Raw genomic sequence first — 17,196 nt, forward strand, 5'->3', positions numbered from 1 at the left:
AAGGGGTAGTCGGCCCACACGGGTCCGAACACGCCGAAGCCCCCGACCGGCGGACCGGAACGGGGGCTTCGGAACGGTTGCTTACGCCAGCAGCGCCGGGATCGTCCCCTCGTGGATCTCGCGCAGCTCGGACAGGGAGAGGGTGAACTCGCCCTGGACGTGCACCGAGTCGCCGTCCACGACACCGATGCGGGTGGCCGGCAGGCCCCGCGCGCCGCACATGTCGTTGAAGCGGACCTCCTCCGAACGCGGCACGGCCACGACCGCGCGGCCCGCCGACTCGGAGAAGAGGAAGGTGAAGGCGTCCAGACCGTCGGGGACGATCAGGCGCGCGCCCTTGCCGCCGAGCAGCGCCGACTCGACGACCGCCTGGATCAGACCGCCGTCGGACAGGTCGTGCGCGGAGTCGATCATGCCGTCGCGGGAAGCGGCGATCAGGATCTCGGCGAGCAGGCGCTCGCGCTCCAGGTCGACCTTCGGGGGGAGGCCGCCGAGGTGGTCGTGGACGACCTGTGACCAGGCAGAACCGCCGAACTCCTCACGCGTGTCGCCGAGGAGGTAGAGCAGCTGGCCCTCCTCCTGGAAGGCGACCGGCGTGCGGCGGGCGACGTCGTCGATGACGCCCAGGACCGCGACCACCGGGGTCGGGTGGATGGCCGCCTCGCCCGTCTGGTTGTAGAGGGAGACGTTGCCGCCCGTGACCGGCGTGCCGAGCTGCTGGCAGGCGTCCGCCAGACCGCGCACGGCCTCCGCGAACTGCCACATCACCGCCGGGTCCTCGGGCGAGCCGAAGTTCAGGCAGTCGGACACGGCCAGCGGCTTGGCGCCGGTCGTGGCGACGTTGCGGTAGGCCTCGGCGAGGGCCAGCTGCGCCCCCGCGTACGGGTCGAGCTTCGCGTACCGGCCGTTGCCGTCCGTGGCCAGGGCCACGCCGAGGCCGGTCTCCTCGTCGATGCGGATCATGCCGGAGTCCTCGGGCTGGGCGAGGACGGTGTTGCCCTGCACGAAGTGGTCGTACTGGCTCGTGATCCAGGACTTGGAGGCCTGGTTCGGGGAGCCGACCAGCTTCAGGACCTGGTCCCTCAGCTCCTCGGACGTCTGCGGGCGCGGCAGCTTGTTCGCGTCGTCCGCCTGGAGCGCGTCCTGCCAGGACGGGCGGGCGTACGGGCGCTCGTAGACCGGGCCCTCGTGGGCCACCGTGCGCGGGTCGACGTCGACGATCTTGCCGCCGTGCCAGTAGATCTCCAGGCGGTCACCGTCGGTCACCTCACCGATGACGGTGGCGATGACGTCCCACTTCTCGCAGATCTCCAGGAAGCGGTCGACCTTCCCCGGCTCGACGACCGCGCACATGCGCTCCTGAGACTCGCTCATGAGGATTTCCTCGGGCGACAGCGTCGAGTCGCGCAGCGGTACGTCGTCCAGGGTGACGCGCATGCCACCCGAGCCGTTCGAGGCGAGCTCGGACGTGGCGCAGGACAGGCCGGCCGCGCCGAGGTCCTGGATGCCGACGACCAGCTTCTCCCTGAAGGCCTCCAGGGTGCACTCGATGAGCAGCTTCTCCTGGAAGGGGTCTCCGACCTGGACGGCCGGGCGCTTCGAGGGCTTGGCGTCGTCGAACGTCTCGGAGGCCAGGATCGACGCGCCGCCGATGCCGTCGCCGCCGGTCCGGGCCCCGTACAGGATGACCTTGTTGCCCGCGCCGGACGCCTTCGCCAGGTGGATGTCCTCGTGCCGCATCACACCGATGCACCCGGCGTTGACCAGCGGGTTGCCCTGGTAGCAGGAGTCGAAGACGACCTCGCCGCCGATGTTGGGCAGGCCCAGGCAGTTGCCGTAGCCGCCGATACCGGCGACGACACCCGGCAGCACGCGCTTGGTGTCCGGGTGGTCCGCCGCGCCGAAGCGCAGCGGGTCGACGACCGCCACCGGCCGGGCGCCCATGGCGATGATGTCGCGGACGATGCCGCCGACACCCGTGGCCGCGCCCTGGTAGGGCTCGACGTACGACGGGTGGTTGTGCGACTCCACCTTGAAGGTGACCGCGTAACCCTGGCCGACGTCCACGACACCGGCGTTCTCGCCGATGCCGACGAGCAGGGCGTCGTTCTCCGGTGCCTTCTCGCCGAACTGGCGCAGGTGCACCTTACTGCTCTTGTACGAGCAGTGCTCGGACCACATCACCGAGTACATGGCGAGCTCGGCACCGGTGGGCCGGCGGCCGAGGATCTCGACCACGCGCTCGTACTCGTCCTTCTTCAGGCCCAGTTCGGCCCAGGGCAGCTCGACGTCGGGGGTCGCGGCCGCGTGCTCGACCGTGTCCAGAGGCGTCCGGCTCATGCGTTGACCAGCTTCTTGAGGATCGAGGTGAAGAACGGGAGACCGTCGGTACGGCCCGTACCGACCAGCGGCTCGACGGCGTGCTCGGGGTGCGGCATGAGGCCTACGACGTTGCCGGCCTCGTTGGCGACACCCGCGATGTCGTTGTTCGAGCCGTTGGGGTTGACGTCCAGGTACCGGAAGGCGACCCGGCCCTCGGACTCCAGCTCGTCCAGCGTGCGCTGGTCGGCGACGTACTGCCCGTCGATGTTCTTCAGCGGGATGTGGATCTCCTGGCCGGCGGTGTAGTCGCTGGTCCAGGCGGTCTCGGCGTTCTCCACCCGCAGCTTCTGGTCACGGCAGATGAAATGCAGGTGGTTGTTGCGCAGCATCGTGCCGGGCAGCAGATGGGCCTCGGTGAGGATCTGGAAGCCGTTGCAGATGCCGAGGACCGGGAGGCCGGCCTTCGCCTGCTCGATCAGCGGCTCCATGACCGGCGAGAAACGGGCGATGGCCCCGGCGCGCAGATAGTCGCCGTAGGAGAAACCACCGCACAGCACCACGGCGTCGACCTGCTTGAGGTCCTTGTCCTTGTGCCACAGGGCGACCGGCTCGGCGCCCGCGAGCCGGATCGCGCGCTGGGTGTCCCGGTCGTCCAGACTGCCGGGAAAAGTGACGACGCCAATACGAGCGGTCACTTCACGGCCTCCGCGACTTCCTCGACCCGGACCGTGAAGTCCTCGATCACGGTGTTCGCCAGGAACGACTCCGCAAGATCGTGAATGCGGGCGAGGGCGGTCTCGTCGACCGGCCCGTCAACTTCCAGTTCGAAACGCTTTCCCTGGCGGACGTCCGAGATCCCGTCGAAACCCAGCCGCGGCAGTGCGCGCTGCACCGCCTGGCCCTGGGGGTCGAGGATCTCCGGCTTGAGCATGACGTCGACTACGACGCGTGCCACTGGCACTCCCGGTGTGTGGTGCTGAGCAGGTTCCTTCAGACTACCCGCACAAAATTTCTACGCGCGTCGACTTGTAGGAATCTACGTGACGGTCATCACGATCCAGCATCAACGGGCCCCCACACGAAAATTTCCGGGAAAGATTCCGGGTCGACACCCGAAACCTATTGCGTTCGGACACGTGGACAGATTTAGTCGGGTTTCACATTGCATTGTCAGGCACTGTAGAAATCAATTGGCAAGTGCCGCAGGAAGGGACCGATATTCGTGGCGCAGAAGGTCGTGGTCACTCTCTTTGACGACATCGACGGCTCGGAAGCGGCGGAAACGATCGCCTTCGGACTGGACGGCAAGTCGTACGAGATCGACCTGAACGAAGTCAATGCCGGCGCACTGCGGAAGGCGCTCGCGCCCTACGTGGAAGCCGGCCGCAAGCGGTCCCGCTCGGGCCGGGCGTACCGGCAGACGGAGGTCGCCCCCGACCCGTCGGCCGTGCGGGCCTGGGCCCAGGCCCACAAGATGGACGTCCCCGCCCGCGGGCGCATCCCCAAGAGGGTCTACGAGGCGTTCACCGCCGCGCAGTGACGGCCGGTGAGGTCCGGGCGGACGACCGGCCACCCGCCCCTCGCAGCAGCCGACTTGCGCAGCACCCCGGCTGATCAGCTAGAGTCTGGAGCACGCCGAGGGGCGAGGCCGAAAGGCCCAGCTCACGGAAACATGCGGGTGTAGTTCAGTAGTAGAACATCCCCCTTCCAGGGGGAAGGCGCAGTGTGCGATTCCTGTCACCCGCTCTACATCATCAGTACCGACCACTCTTGTGGATCAGGTAGGATGGTGCTCGCACCGATCGGTGAAAGCCGGTCGGGAGCACATGCGGACGTAGCTCAGTTGGTAGAGCGCAACCTTGCCAAGGTTGAGGTCGCGAGTTCGAACCTCGTCGTCCGCTCGGGAATGAGACCCCGGTCCTGATGGACCGGGGTCTTCTTCGTGTTTCCGTTCTCGCCTCTGATCCCTGCTTCTGACATTTGTCATGCCGAGTGATGACAGCGCGCACTGCTCCCGGAGCCGCCCGGCCGGGACGCTGAAGGCATGGAAAACAACGGACACGAACACGTGGTTGAGGTCACTGACCTGCGGCGTGTGTACGGGGGCGGGTTCGAGGCGGTAAGCGGAATCAGCTTTTCCGTACGGCGCGGGGAGATCTTCGCCCTGCTGGGCACCAACGGCGCGGGCAAGACGTCGACCGTGGAAGTACTGGAGGGACTCGCAGCGCCGGCGGACGGGCGGGTGCGGGTCCTCGGGCACGACCCGTATACCGACCGGGCCCTCGTACGGCCCCGCACCGGCGTGATGCTCCAGGAAGGCGGCTTCCCGTCCGAACTGACCGTCGCGGAGACCGCGCGGATGTGGGCGGGATGCGTGAGCGGGGCCCGGCCGCCGGCGGAGGTCCTGGCGCTGGTCGGGCTGGAGTCGAAGGCCGGCATCCGGGTCAAGCAGTTGTCCGGCGGCCAGCGGCGCCGGCTGGACCTGGCGCTCGCGCTGCTCGGCGACCCCGAGGTGCTCTTCCTGGACGAGCCGACCACCGGCCTGGACGCCGAAGGCCGCCGCGACACCTGGGAGTTGGTGAGCGCGCTGCGCGACGGCGGTACGACGGTGCTGCTGACCACGCATTACCTGGAGGAGGCCGAGAACCTCGCCGACCGGCTGGCGATCATGCACGAGGGCCGGATCGCCACCACCGGGACCCCTGCCGAGGTGACCGCCGCCGAACCCTCGCGGATCTCCTTCGAGCTGCCCGAGGGCTACTTCGTCGGCGATCTCCCGCCGCTCGGCGAGCTCGGCGTGACCGGGTACGAGACCGACGGCCGGATCATCCGGCTCCGCACCCATGAACTGCAACGGACGGCCACCGGGCTGCTGACGTGGGCCGCACAGGCCCGTGTGGAGCTGCGCCGCCTGGACGTGCGGTCGGCCTCCTTGGAGGAGGCGTTCCTCGGGATCGCCCGGGAGGTCTCCGGCGAGCGGGCCACGACGACGAAGGAGTACACGGCATGAGCGCCACCCGCACGACCCCCCGCCCGGCGCCGGCGGTGACTACTCCACTGAGCCGGATGACGGCGCTCGCCCGTGCCGAAATGACCCTGCTCGGGCGGACCAAGGGCGCGCTCGTCGCCGCGCTGTTCGCACCGCTGGTGCTGCCGGTCAGCACATCGCAGGTGTCCAAGGAGATGGACCTCGCCGAAGCCGGGCTGAGCACCGGCACCCTGGTGCTGCCCGCCTCGGTCGGCTTCTCCCTGCTGTTCGCCGTCTACTCGGTGCTCGTCGGCGCCCTCGTCGTCCGGCGCGAGGAACTCGTCCTCAAGCGGCTGCGCACCGGTGAGCTGCGGGACGTCGAGATCCTGGCCGGTTCAGCGCTGCCCGCCGTCCTCATCGGGCTCGTGCAATGCCTGGTGCTGGCGGTGGCCTGCTCGGCCCTGCTGGATCTGTCCGCGCCGTCCGCGCTCCATCTGGCCGTCGTCGGCCTGCTGTTGGGGCTCGTGATGTGCGCCGCGCTCGCCGCCGCCACCGCGAGCTTCACCAAGACCGGCGAGAGCGCCCAGGTCACGCCCATGCCGCTGATGGTCATCTCGATGATGGGCTCCGGCATGTTCTTCCCGCTGGAGCTGCTGCCGGACCGCGTGGCCTCCGTCTGCGAACTCCTGCCGCTGACGCCCGTCGTCACCCTGGTGCGCGGCGGCTGGACCGGCGACCTGTCGGTGTCCGAGGCGCTGGGCGCCGTCGCGACGGCGGTGGTCTGGATCGTCATCGCGGTGTTTGCTGTACGGCGGTGGTTCCGCTGGGAACCGCGGCGTTGACCGAAGGGGGAGTGACGGGCTGATGCGCGGGCCGGGCAGGTGGTGGCGGGGGCAGAGCAAGCCGGAGAAGGTCGAGACGTACACGCGCTGGTCGTTCTACTCCTTCGCGGTGATCGAGTTCGTCACGGTCGCGCTCACGGCCATGATCCCGTTGGGAGCGTGGCTGGGGGCCGCTCTGCTGCTGCCTGCGGGCGTCCACGCCGCGCTCTGCTTCGTCACCGTCTCACGGGCGCTGGACTGGATGCGGGGCAGGCGGCCCCAGCCCGTCGGACTGCTGTGGTCGCTGACCGCCGTCAGCGCCGTGGTCGGCGTCACCGTCATCGGCATCGCGGAACGCGGACCGGACCGCGAGAGGGTGGACGCCGCCGCGGGCACGGCCTTCGGTGTGGTCCTCATCATCGGAGTCGGCATCATCGCGCTGGGCATCCGTGAGCGGAAGCGCGTGTTCGCCGTCGTCGGGGCCTTCACCGCGGGCTCCTGGATCGTGGCGTTCACCAGGGGTGCCTCGGCGGGGGAATCGATCTTCGCGTCGGTGCTCGTGCTGTTCTGCGGCGGAGTCATGGCCTTCACGGCCATCGTCTCGGTGTGGCTGCTCAACATCGTCTACGAACTCGACGAGGCCCGCGAGACCCGGACCCGGCTCGCCGTCGCCGAGGAACGGCTGAGGTTCGGGCGGGACCTGCACGACGTCATGGGGCGGAACCTCGCCGTCATCGCGCTCAAGAGCGAGCTGGCCGTGCAGCTCGCCCAGCGGGACAGGCCGGAGGCCGTGGCGCAGATGGTCGAGGTGCAGCGGCTCGCGCAGGAGTCGCAGCGGGAGGTCCGCGAGGTCGTCCGGGGCTACCGGGAGGCCGACCTCGCCTCGGAACTCGCCGGTGCGCAGGGCGTGCTGACGGCGGCCGGTATCGACTGCACGGTGAGCGGGGCGCCGGCGGCGGGGCTGCCGGTCGCGGCGCAGTCCGCCCTGGGATGGGTGGTGCGGGAAGCCGCCACGAACGTCCTGCGGCACGGGGACGCACGGCGGTGCGGGGTGAGACTGCGGGTGTGGGAGGGGCGCGTGGTGTTGTCCGTGGAGAACGACGGGGTCACCGAGACCGGGGGCGGGCCCTCCGGCTCGACCGGCTCCGGGCTCGCCGGGCTGCGGGAGCGGCTGGCGGAGATCGACGGGACGCTGGAGGCCGGGCCCGCGGGCAAGGGGCTGTTCCGGCTGACGGCGGAGATTCCGCTGCCGTCGCGGTCCGCCCCTGCCGAGTCCGTCGCCGCTGTGCCTTCCATGAGTGAGGTCACGCCATGACGGTCGTGGAGCCCGTGCGGCTGCTGCTCGCCGATGACGAGCACCTCATCCGCGGGGCGCTCGCCGCGCTGCTGTCGCTGGAGGACGACATCATGGTCGTCGCCGAGGCGGCCACCGGGCCGGAGGCGCTGGCGATGGCCCGGGCGCACCAGCCCGACGTCGCCGTCCTGGATCTCCAGATGCCCGGCGCCGACGGTGTGAAGGTCGCCACATCCCTGCGCACCGAACTGCCCGGCTGCAAGGTGCTCATCGTCACCAGCCACGGGCGGCCCGGGCATCTGAAGCGGGCGCTGGAGGCCGGGGTGCGGGGGTTCGTGCCGAAGACCGTGAGTGCGCAGCGGCTCGCCGAGCTCATTCGCACGGTGCACGCCGGGAACCGTTACGTCGACCCGGAGTTGGCCGCCGACGCGATCGCCGCCGGGGACTCGCCGCTGACCGCCCGGGAGACCGAGGTGCTGGAACTCGCCGCCGACGGAGCACCCGTCGCGGAGATCGCGGAGCGGGCCGCGCTGTCACAGGGGACCGTGCGGAACTACCTGTCGTCGGCCGTGTCGAAGCTCGGGGCGGAGAACCGGCATGCCGCGGTACGACTCGCACGGGAGCGAGGTTGGGTATAGTGGTTCCCGCGCCACGGCGCATGCGAACGTAGCTCAGTTGGTAGAGCGCAACCTTGCCAAGGTTGAGGTCGCGAGTTCGAACCTCGTCGTTCGCTCCAGCGAGAAGCCCCCCGGTTCCGGCCGGGGGGCTTCTCTGTGTCCTGCGTGCGGGTCTACGTCCAGGTGATGCCGGTCAGGCGCTCGTACGCCTCCACGTACTTGGCGCGGGTGGCGTCGACGACCTCCTGCGGCAGCGCGGGCGGCGGCTGCTCGCTCCTGCGGTCCCAGCCGGACTCCGCCGAGGTCAGCCAGTCGCGGACGTACTGCTTGTCGTACGACGGCTGCACGCGGCCCGGCTGCCACTGGTCGGCCGGCCAGAAGCGGGAGGAGTCCGCGGTGAGGACCTCGTCCGCGAGGACCAGGGAGTCGCCGTCGAAGCCGAACTCGAACTTCGTGTCCGCGAGGATGATGCCCCGCTCGCGGGCGATGTCCCGGCCCCGGGAGTAGACGGCGAGGGTCGCCTGGCGCAGCCGGGCGGCGGTGTCGGCGCCGACCTGGCGGGCGACCTCCTCGTAGGAGACGTTCTCGTCGTGCTCGCCGACGGCGGCCTTGGTGGCCGGGGTGAAGATCGGGGCGGGCAGTTCACTGCCGTCGACCAGGCCCTCCGGGAGGGCCAGGCCGCAGACCGTGCGGGACTCGTTGTACTCGACCAGGCCCGAGCCGGTCAGGTAGCCGCGGGCCACGCACTCCACGGGGACCATCTGGAGGGACTTGCACACGAGCGTGCGGCCCGCCCAGTCGGCGGGGGCGCCCGCGGGCAGTTCCGTGCTCAGGACGTGGTTCGGGATCAGGTCGGCGAGCTGGTCGAACCACCACAGGGAGAGCTGCGTGAGGACCCGGCCCTTGTCGGGGATCTCGGTCGGCAGCACCCAGTCGAACGCGGAGATACGGTCGCTGGCGACCATCACGAGGTCCCCCGCTTCGTTCTGGTACAGCTCGCGCACCTTTCCGGTGTGCAGATGCACCAGACCCGGAACCTGGATCGGCTCGGGCTTCTCTACGAATCCGGACACGGTTCCTCCCCGTGGTTGAACAAGAGGGGCGCCCGCAGGGCTCCCATAGGGTGGCGGTGGGAGACGGGCGGGCCTATGGGTTGATTCTCCCGTACGCGGGGCTGATCGCGGACAGTGGGTCAGTCGCGTTTGCAGATGCGGTCCAGGAGGTTTGCGGTGGCCCGTTGGATGCGGGGGTCGACGTGGCCCGGGCGGCCCAGGGCCGGGGTCCAGGCGAACGTTCCGGACGCGAAGACCCAGGCGCCGGAGGGGGCGCGGTACAGGGACGTCTCCTGGTGGCGTGGTGCTCCCCTCTTGTCGGTGTACGGGGAGTGGGCGAGCAGCACACGCTCCTCGTGCTCGGGCAGCGGGGTGCGCGGGTAGTAGCGGTCGGCCTCGCCCGCCACCAGGCCCTCGATCTCGTCCCCCTCGTGCGCCCCGGTCGCCTCCCACAGCCAGTGGCCGGCGTTGCGCACGATCAGCGGATGAGGCTCGGGGACGGGCCCGGCGTACTGGATGCCGATGAGCTGCTGCTCCGCCCGGTCGATCTCCCGCCACAGCACCGGCTTGCCGGGGCCCCGGCGCTTGCGGCAGGTCAGCAGGCGGTCGGGGACGCCGGACGGGGAAGGGCCCAGCTCCACCTGCCAGTACATGGAGTTGGCGGAGAGGAAGACGAGCGAGGTGCCGGCGTCGCGGGCGAGCTCCACGGCCCGGCGCATCGGGGCCGACCAGTACTCGTCGTGGCCCGGGAAGACCAGGCCGCGGTAGCGGGTGGGGTCGACGCGGCCCGCGTGCAGGTCGCCGGCGGTGGCGTAGGCGACGTCGTAGCCGTAGCGCTCGGCCCAGCGGATGATGTCGTAGGCGTGCCCGACGTGCAGGGGGAGGCCGGCGCCCGCGTACGGGCGGTCGAAGGAGACCGTGGTGGCCGCATCGGCCTCGCCCAGTAAACGGCCCTTCTCGTCCCAGGCGTGGTAGAGGCTGGCGCCGGTGCGGCCGTCCTCCGGGTAGAGGTTGTACGCCTGCCAGGTGATGTCGGGCAGGACGAGGAGCAGGTCGGCGGGCTGGTCGTGGCGGACCGTGAACGGGACGTGGGAGCGGTAGCCGTCGGCGGTGGTGAGGACGGCGACGTACGCGCCGATGTTCCAGTACGACGGGATCTGGAGCCGCCAGGACAGCCACCAGTGGTGGCAGGAGACCGTACGGTCCGCCGTGAGCGGCGGGGGCTGCACGATGCCGGACAGGCGTGGGCTGGTGGTGATCTTCGCGGCGCCGTCTCCGCCGTAGTGGCCGATGCGGTAGATGTCGACGCCGAACTCCTGGGGCGGGTCGACGGTGATGTGGAAGTCGATGGCCTCGCCGGGCGCGACCGCGCCGGTGGAGGTGAAGCCCTTGATCTGGCGGTGGACGTCGTCGGCCGCGCGGGGGCCGCCGGAGCGGTTGCCCTTCCTCGGGGCGGGGGCCGGGTCCTGGTCCACGTACCAGGGGACGACCTGACCGCTGTCGTCGACGTACGTGACGTTTCCGCGCAGCCACGGAACGGGGCCCTGCCCGAAAGGGTCCGTCACGGCGTGCGCCAGCGCTCCCGACTCCCAGCGGCGGATCTGCTCCGAACCCATGGTTGCTTCCCCTCCCCTTGGCCCCCGTGGTGGTGCGCGCTGGTGTGAGTTGCCTACTGGTGCGCGGTGTTTTTGCGGCTGTGCGGCGTCCTGCCCCAGTGCGGCGTTGTGGGGGCTGTGCGGTTGCGCCCTACGTATGTGTTTGTCGTATGTCGCAAGCCCTTGCCATGTGCGCGAACGGTCCAAGCACATCACATAACGCGCGCACTTCGTTACTGTTCGTTTCGAATTGGCCAGAAGCGGAAGCAGGTGTTCCGGTAGTCAGACGAGCCGGACCGGCTTCTCGGGGCGTATTCCCAGCTCGGCCAGCCAGGTCCGCAGGGGCGTGGCGTCGCCGTCCTCGATGAGGGTGAGGATCTTGGGGGCCAGGTCGGCGGTGCGCTCGCCGTTGTGGAGGAGGGTCGGGCCGTCCAGCCAGTCCAGGCCCGGTGTCGCACCGGCGGTGTCCATCGCGGCGCAGCAGATCATCGCTGTGAGGTGGTCGGCGAGCAGCTCGCGGGCCGTGCGCGGGGGCTGGAGGGGGAAGAGGGGGAGGGATCGGTCGTCCCAGAGGGCGGCGGGGTCCGCGGTGGTCGGGGAGCCGGCGGGTGGCGAGGCCGCGGTGGAGGGGGCGGTCGAGGGGGCGGTGGCCGACGGGCCTGGCGTCGCGGTGGCCTGCTCGCGGGACAGTTCGGCTCTGAGCCGGGCGGCGAGGGTGGCGCTGCGGGGGGTGGTGCCGGAGAGGTCTTCTGCGTCGTCGGTGGGGGGTGGCTCCGGGCCTCGGGTGGTGAAAGGGGTCTCTCCGGCTCGGTCCGTGAGGTGGTCCGCTTGGTCCGTCAGGCGGGCACCTTGGTCTGTTAGGCGGTTTCCTGGGCCCGTCAGGCGTTCCCCTGGATCTGTTAGGCGGTCCCCTGGGTCCGTCAGGTGGTCGAGGACGCGGGACAGGGTCGGGCCGCCGGTGTTCGGGGCCGGGCTTCGCGGGGCCGGGCGGACGCCCATGGCGTCCAGGACGCGGTGGAGGCGGGCCGCGTCGATGCGCCATTTGCGGTCCACGACCTCCTCCGGATACTCGGTCCAGCCCACCGGCGACCAGTCGGGCCCGGGCCCCGCGGGGCCGCCGTGGAAGAGGCGGGCGGCGAGCAGGGAGGCGGCCTCGTCGATCGCGCCCGGCTCCTCCAGCAGATCACAGGCGGGCCGCTCACCGAGACGGGACGCGAAGCCCTCGGCCAGGCGGTCGCGACGGGACAGCTCCGTGAGAGCCGCCACGACACCGGCGTCCAGCCGGGACGGCCAGCGGCCCATCCGCCAGGCGGGCAGCGCGACCCGGGTCAGCAGCCGGTCCCAGCCCGCGTACGCCAGCCCCACCTGCTCCTGGGCGACGATCCGCAGCCCGTAATCCACAGCCTGTGCACGCTCCGCGGCCGCGGCCGCCACGCCCCGCTCCATCTCGGCGGCGTGCACACGGCAACTGCGCAGCAGAAGCCGGGCCGCCCAGCCGACACCGGCCAGCACGGCCCGCGACATTTGCCCGCGGTGCGGCGCCGAGGCCACGGCCACCGCGGCGTCCAGACCCCGGACGAAGCGCCGGGCGGCTGCTATGTCCGGGTGCGCGGAGGGGCCCGTACCGGCGACGACCGGGGCGAGGACCGCGCGCAGCTCGCCGACCCGCATCCACCACAGGAAGGGCGAGCCGATGACGAGGACCGGCGCGACCGGGTGACGGCGCTGCGGGTGTCTCCCGCCGCCCGCTATGTCGTCGTGTTCCTCGGCGGGGGGCGGGCCGTGGGCACGGTGGGTGCGGTCCTCCAGCCAGCTGTCGCAGTCCGGCGTGAGCGCTATCGCGGAGGGCGCGGGGACGTCGAGGCGGTCGGCGAGGTCGCGCACCATCCGGTACAGGTCGGGGGCCGTCTCCTCCCTGATCCGGATGGTCGGGCTCATGGCGGGGCGGGCCCGGGCGACGACCAGGGCGATACCCGCGGCGGCGAGCAGCACGAGAACCGCAGCCGGGGTCAGGATCCAGCGGGCGACATCCCAGCCGGGCCCGACGAGGCGGCCGGTGGCGGCGCCCGCGAGCAGGATCACTGCGACGGCGGCGGGCAGCAGGGCGACGGCCAGCGCGCGGCTGCGGATGCGCAGCACGACGAGCGCCCGAGACCGCGCGGCCTGCGCTCCTGCCTCCACACCCATTCCGGTCACGACCGACCTCACCCCCTCCCCGTTGACCTGACGCTTTCCTTGCTCACTCCCCCACTGTGGCACCCGCCACTGACATCGCAATGCCGGTGGGCCAAGTGCCGGAACGCTTGCGCCGCACCCTAGTTGGGGCTCCGCCCCCCGTCAGCCGGATAGGGCATCGGTCACTCGATGGAATGGCTTTGGGGAGAGGTGGATGACGGACAACGAGGGATCAGGCCCCGCTTACCGAAAACCTCAGGCCCCGGATCCTGAGACGGATCCGGGGCCTGCGGGGTTCATCGAGCGAGGGCGTTTTCCCAGCCGGTCGGGGCGTGGAGCCGGTTACGCGCCTGCCGCCTTCGCGGCGATGTCCGTGCGGTGCTGGGAACCGGCGAGCCGGATGCGGCCGACGGCCGTGTAGGCGCGGTCGCGGGCCTCGGCGAGGTCCTTGCCGGTGGCCGTGACGGACAGGACGCGGCCGCCCGCGCTGACGATCGCGTCACCGTCACGCCTGGTGCCTGCGTGCAGCACGTACGCGTGCGGGGCGTCCTGGGCGGCGACCTCGTCGAGACCGGTGATCGGGTCGCCGGTGCGCGGGGTGCCGGGGTAGTTGTGCGAGGCGATGACCACCGTGACGGCCGCGTCGTCGCTCCAGCGCAGCGGCTCCAGGTGGGCGAGGTTGCCGGTGGCCGCGGCCATCAGGAGACCGGCCAGCGGCGTCTTCAGCCGGGCCAGGACGACCTGGGTCTCGGGGTCGCCGAAGCGGGCGTTGAACTCGATCACGCGGACGCCGCGGGAGGTGATCGCGAGTCCGGCGTAGAGCAGCCCGGAGAACGGCGTGCCGCGGCGCTTCATCTCGTCCACGGTCGGCTGGAGGACGGTCTCGAGCACCTCGTCGACCAGCTTCGGGTCGGCCCACGGCAGCGGGGAGTACGCGCCCATGCCGCCGGTGTTGGGGCCCTGGTCGCCGTCCAGCGCGCGCTTGAAGTCCTGGGCGGGCTGGAGCGGCACGACCGTCTCACCGTCGGTGACGGCGAACAGGGAGACCTCGGGGCCGTCGAGGTACTCCTCGATGACCACGCGCTCGCAGGCGACGGCGTGGGCCCTGGCCGCGTCGAGGTCGTCGGTGACGACGACGCCCTTGCCGGCGGCGAGCCCGTCGTCCTTGACCACGTACGGGGCGCCGAAGGCGTCGAGGGCCGCGTCGACCTCCTCGGGGGTCGTGCAGACGTACGACCGTGCCGTGGGCACCTCGGCTGTCGCCATGACGTCCTTCGCGAAGGCCTTGGAGCCCTCGAGCCGGGCGGCCGGCCCGGACGGGCCGAAGACCGGGATGCCGGCCTCGCGGACGGCGTCGGCGACACCGGCGACCAGCGGCGCCTCCGGGCCGACGACCACGAGATCCGCGCCGAGCTGCTTGGCCAGCGCGGTGACGGCCGTGCCGTCCAGGGCGTCGACCTGGTGCAGCTCGGCGACCTCGGCGATGCCGGCGTTGCCGGGGGCGCAGTGCAGCGCGGTGACGTCGGGGTCGTGGGACAGGGAGTGGCACAGGGCGTGTTCGCGGGCGCCGCTGCCGATGACGAGGACCTTCACGGGGTCAGCCTAACGGGAGGCGGCGGGTTTGCTTTGTGCGGGCTTCCGAAGGGGCCGGGGATCTTGGGCTGGAGGTTCCTCCAAAACGGGGTGGTGGCGACCCGCTCGGGTGGCGCCGGCCCGCTCGGGTGGCGCCGGCCCGCTCGGGTGGCGCCGGCCCGCTCGGGTGATGCCGGCCCGCTCGGGTGATGCCGGCCCGCTCGGGTGATGCCGGCCCGCTCGGGTGATGCCGGCCCGCTCGGGCAGGACTTGCGGCTGCACGGCCGCTCAGGGCTTGTCCGGCCGCTCAGGGCTCGTTCGAGAACTCCTCCACCACCGTCGCCCCCAGCTCCCGGACGATCAGCTCCTGGCCGGAGAGGGCCGACTCGTCGAGGTCGGGGTCGTCGTCCTCGGGGATGTCGTCCTCGACGGAGACGGACCGGCGCTTCGGGGCGGAGGGCTGGGGTACGGAGGCGGTGGGTGCGGGGGCCGGGGTGGAGGTGCGGGTGGGGGTGCTCGACTGCTGGGTGGACGGGGCCGTCGGCTGGGACGTGGCAGGGCGCTGGGCGGTCGCCGTGGCGCCGGTGCCGGTGTCGTATCCGCCGCCGTAGCCACCGGCGCTGCCGCTGTGACCGCCGTGACCGCCCTGGCCGCCTCCGAATCCGGAGGGGCTGCCCGGGGCCTGCGGCGCGGAGCCGCCGGAGGGGTCGACGATCGCCTCGATCTTCCACTGGACGTTGAACTGCTCGCCCAGCGCCTGCCGCAGCACGTCCTCACTGCCGCTGCTGAGGAAGTTGTCGCGCGCGCCGGCGTTGACGAAGCCCAGCTGGAGGGTCGTGCCGTCGAAGCCGACCACCTGGGCGTTCTGGCTGAGCAGGATCCAGGTGAAGCGACGGCGGTTCTTGACCGCTTCCAGGATGTTCGGCCAGAGCATGCGGGGGTCGAGACCGCCGGGTGCCGGGGCGGAGGCGGCCGGTGCCGGGGGTGCCGGTGGGGTGCTGGGTGTGGGGGCGCTCGGAGCGGGGGTGCTCGCTGCCGGGGGGGTCGACGCGGGTGCGGATGCGGGGGTGGGTGCGGGTGCGCCCGAGGCGGCCGTGGGCCAGCCGCCGGGGCGACGGCCGCTGCCGGCGGAGGCCGCGGTGGGCCAGGCGCCGGGGGCCGGGGCGGAGGCGGCTGCGGGAGCGTGGGAGGGAGCGGGAGTGCTCGCCACGGGCGGTGCCTGGGGCCGCTGGACAGGCTGGGCCTGGGCAGGCGGCTGGGCGTGCCCGCCGTCGGCAGGGCCGGAGGTGGGCGCGGGCTCGGCGGGAGCGGACGTACCCGACACCGCCGGCCGCTGCGCGTCCTGCCCCGCCGCAGCGGGGGCTTGCGCATGTCCGCCCGCGGTCGCCGCATGACCGCCACCGCCGCCCCCGGGGCTACCGGCAGCCGGTGCTCCGGAGGCACGGACCGCCGCCCGGGCCGCGGCAGGACCGCTACCCGGTGGCACGGCAGCGGCCGCCGGACCGGCCACCGCTGCCCCGTGCCCCTCGGGCCCAGGCGCGTACCCCATGGCGGGCATGCCGGCGGGGCCCTGGGAGGAGAAGTGCACGCCGCGCTCGATCCGGTCCAGGCGGGCCATGACGGACCGCTCGTCGCCGTAGGCGGCGGGGAGCAGGACGCGGGCGCAGATCAGCTCCAGCTGGAGACGGGGCGAGTGGGCGCCGCGCATCTCGGTCAAGCCCTCGTTGACGAGGTCGGCGGCCCGGCTCAGCTCGGCGGGGCCGAAGGTGCCGGCCTGGGCCTGCATGCGCTCGATGACGTCGGCGGGGACGTCGATGAGCCCCTTCTCGGCCGCGTCCGGGACGGCGGCGAGGATCACCAGGTCACGCAGCCGCTCCAGCAGGTCGGTGACGAACCGACGGGGATCGTTCCCGCCCTCGATCACACGGTCGACGACCTCGAAGGCCGCGGCCCCGTCACCGGTGGCGAAGGCCTCGACGACGGAGTCGAGGAGGGAACCGTCGGTGTACCCGAGCAGGGAGGTCGCCATGGCATACGTCACACCGTCCGCGGCGGCGCCGGCCAGCAGCTGGTCCATCACGGACATGGAGTCACGCACGGACCCGCCACCGGCGCGCACGACGAGCGGGAGCACACCGTCCTCGACCGGGATGTCCTCCTTCTGGCACACCTCGGCGAGGTACTCCCGCAAGGTCCCGGGCGGGACGAGCCGGAAGGGGTAGTGATGGGTCCGCGACCGGATGGTCCCGATGACCTTCTCGGGCTCGGTGGTCGCGAAGATGAACTTGAGATGCTCCGGCGGCTCCTCGACGACCTTCAGCAGCGCGTTGAAGCCGGCCGACGTGACCATGTGGGCCTCGTCGATGATGTAGATCTTGTACCGGCTGCGGGCGGGCCCGAAGAAGGCCTTTTCGCGCAGGTCACGGGCGTCGTCCACGCCGCCGTGGGAAGCGGCGTCGATCTCGATGACGTCGATGGAACCTGGTCCGTTGCGCGCGAGGTCCTGGCATGAGTGGCACTCACCGCACGGCGTGGGCGTAGGGCCCTGCTCGCAGTTCAGACACCGCGCCAGGATCCGCGCGCTGGTCGTCTTGCCACAGCCGCGCGGCCCGCTGAACAGGTACGCGTGGTTGACCCGGTTGTTCCGCAGCGCCTGCTGCAACGGGTCGGTCACATGCTGCTGCCCGATGACCTCGGCGAAGGTCTCCGGGCGATAGCGGCGGTACAGAGCGAGAGACGACACGCATACGAGGTTATAGGCGCCCACTGACAACGGACCC

13 protein-coding genes and 3 tRNA genes are annotated in these 17,196 nt (G+C 71.5%); 8 read left to right on the top strand and 8 right to left on the bottom strand.

All coding sequences use genetic code 11. The features are described from left to right. Positions 1-81 precede the first annotated feature (81 nt). Genes purL through purS form a run of 3 tightly spaced genes read right to left on the bottom strand, consistent with a single transcriptional unit; the run spans position 82 to position 3,277 of the window. On the bottom strand, positions 82-2,340 hold the full coding sequence (gene purL / locus HDA41_RS19080; RefSeq protein WP_184985513.1) for a phosphoribosylformylglycinamidine synthase subunit PurL: 2,259 nt from the start codon (positions 2,338-2,340) through the stop codon (positions 82-84). Next, positions 2,337-3,017 (bottom strand): phosphoribosylformylglycinamidine synthase subunit PurQ, encoded by a 681-nt coding sequence (gene purQ, locus HDA41_RS19085; RefSeq protein WP_184985516.1) that lies wholly within the window; start codon positions 3,015-3,017, stop codon positions 2,337-2,339. Before purQ ends, purL begins: the two co-directional genes overlap by 4 nt. Then, positions 3,014-3,277 (bottom strand): phosphoribosylformylglycinamidine synthase subunit PurS, encoded by a 264-nt coding sequence (gene purS, locus HDA41_RS19090; protein WP_184985518.1) that lies wholly within the window; start codon positions 3,275-3,277, stop codon positions 3,014-3,016. Before purS ends, purQ begins: the two co-directional genes overlap by 4 nt. 267 nt (positions 3,278-3,544) lie before the next feature. Between purS and HDA41_RS19095 the strand changes: the two genes are divergently transcribed. The 8 genes from HDA41_RS19095 to HDA41_RS19130 all read left to right on the top strand — a co-directional run bounded on the left by HDA41_RS19095 (position 3,545) and on the right by HDA41_RS19130 (position 8,141). Then, the gene (locus HDA41_RS19095; RefSeq protein WP_184985520.1) at positions 3,545-3,862 is read left to right on the top strand and encodes a histone-like nucleoid-structuring protein Lsr2; all 318 of its coding nucleotides are present in this window, start codon (positions 3,545-3,547) and stop codon (positions 3,860-3,862) included. A 134-nt stretch (positions 3,863-3,996) separates the two neighbouring features. Continuing rightward, positions 3,997-4,068, top strand: a tRNA-Gly gene (locus tag HDA41_RS19100). An 82-nt stretch (positions 4,069-4,150) separates the two neighbouring features. Beyond that, a tRNA-Gly gene (locus HDA41_RS19105) sits at positions 4,151-4,223 on the top strand. A 143-nt stretch (positions 4,224-4,366) separates the two neighbouring features. Continuing rightward, the gene (locus tag HDA41_RS19110; RefSeq protein ID WP_184985522.1) at positions 4,367-5,332 is read left to right on the top strand and encodes an ABC transporter ATP-binding protein; all 966 of its coding nucleotides are present in this window, start codon (positions 4,367-4,369) and stop codon (positions 5,330-5,332) included. Continuing rightward, positions 5,329-6,132, top strand: coding sequence for an ABC transporter permease (locus HDA41_RS19115; RefSeq protein WP_184985524.1), 804 nt, complete (start codon positions 5,329-5,331; stop codon positions 6,130-6,132). The genes HDA41_RS19110 and HDA41_RS19115 overlap by 4 nt, the downstream gene beginning before the upstream one ends. A 22-nt stretch (positions 6,133-6,154) precedes the next feature. Beyond that, the gene (locus HDA41_RS19120; protein WP_184985526.1) at positions 6,155-7,426 is read left to right on the top strand and encodes a sensor histidine kinase; all 1,272 of its coding nucleotides are present in this window, start codon (positions 6,155-6,157) and stop codon (positions 7,424-7,426) included. After that, positions 7,423-8,043 (top strand): response regulator transcription factor, encoded by a 621-nt coding sequence (locus HDA41_RS19125; RefSeq protein WP_184985528.1) that lies wholly within the window; start codon positions 7,423-7,425, stop codon positions 8,041-8,043. Before HDA41_RS19120 ends, HDA41_RS19125 begins: the two co-directional genes overlap by 4 nt. 22 nt (positions 8,044-8,065) lie before the next feature. Beyond that, a tRNA-Gly gene (locus HDA41_RS19130) sits at positions 8,066-8,141 on the top strand. A gap of 54 nt (positions 8,142-8,195) precedes the next feature. On the opposite strand, the gene HDA41_RS19135 is transcribed toward HDA41_RS19130, so the two are convergent. The 5 genes from HDA41_RS19135 to HDA41_RS19155 all read right to left on the bottom strand — a co-directional run bounded on the left by HDA41_RS19135 (position 8,196) and on the right by HDA41_RS19155 (position 17,159). Further along, a complete protein-coding gene (locus tag HDA41_RS19135; protein ID WP_184985530.1) occupies positions 8,196-9,095 on the bottom strand; it encodes a phosphoribosylaminoimidazolesuccinocarboxamide synthase in 900 nt (299 codons plus the stop codon). Positions 9,096-9,214: 119 nt separating this feature from the next. Further along, entirely contained in the window at positions 9,215-10,690 is a 1,476-nt protein-coding gene (locus tag HDA41_RS19140; RefSeq protein ID WP_184985532.1) for a N,N-dimethylformamidase beta subunit family domain-containing protein, read from the bottom strand. 261 nt (positions 10,691-10,951) lie between these two features. Further along, positions 10,952-12,856, bottom strand: a complete 1,905-nt coding sequence (locus HDA41_RS19145; RefSeq protein WP_184993541.1) for a hypothetical protein — start codon at positions 12,854-12,856, stop codon at positions 10,952-10,954. 330 nt (positions 12,857-13,186) lie between these two features. Further along, positions 13,187-14,437: a phosphoribosylamine--glycine ligase gene (purD, locus tag HDA41_RS19150; protein WP_184985534.1), complete on the bottom strand. Its 1,251-nt coding sequence runs from the start codon at positions 14,435-14,437 to the stop codon at positions 13,187-13,189. Positions 14,438-14,723: 286 nt separating this feature from the next. Then, positions 14,724-17,159 carry a DNA polymerase III subunit gamma and tau gene (locus HDA41_RS19155; RefSeq protein WP_184985536.1) on the bottom strand — a complete coding sequence of 812 codons (2,436 nt, stop codon included), beginning with the start codon at positions 17,157-17,159 and terminating at the stop codon, positions 14,724-14,726. Positions 17,160-17,196 lie beyond the last annotated feature (37 nt).

This window comes from Streptomyces caelestis (assembly GCF_014205255.1).
Lineage (GTDB): Bacteria > Actinomycetota > Actinomycetes > Streptomycetales > Streptomycetaceae > Streptomyces > Streptomyces caelestis.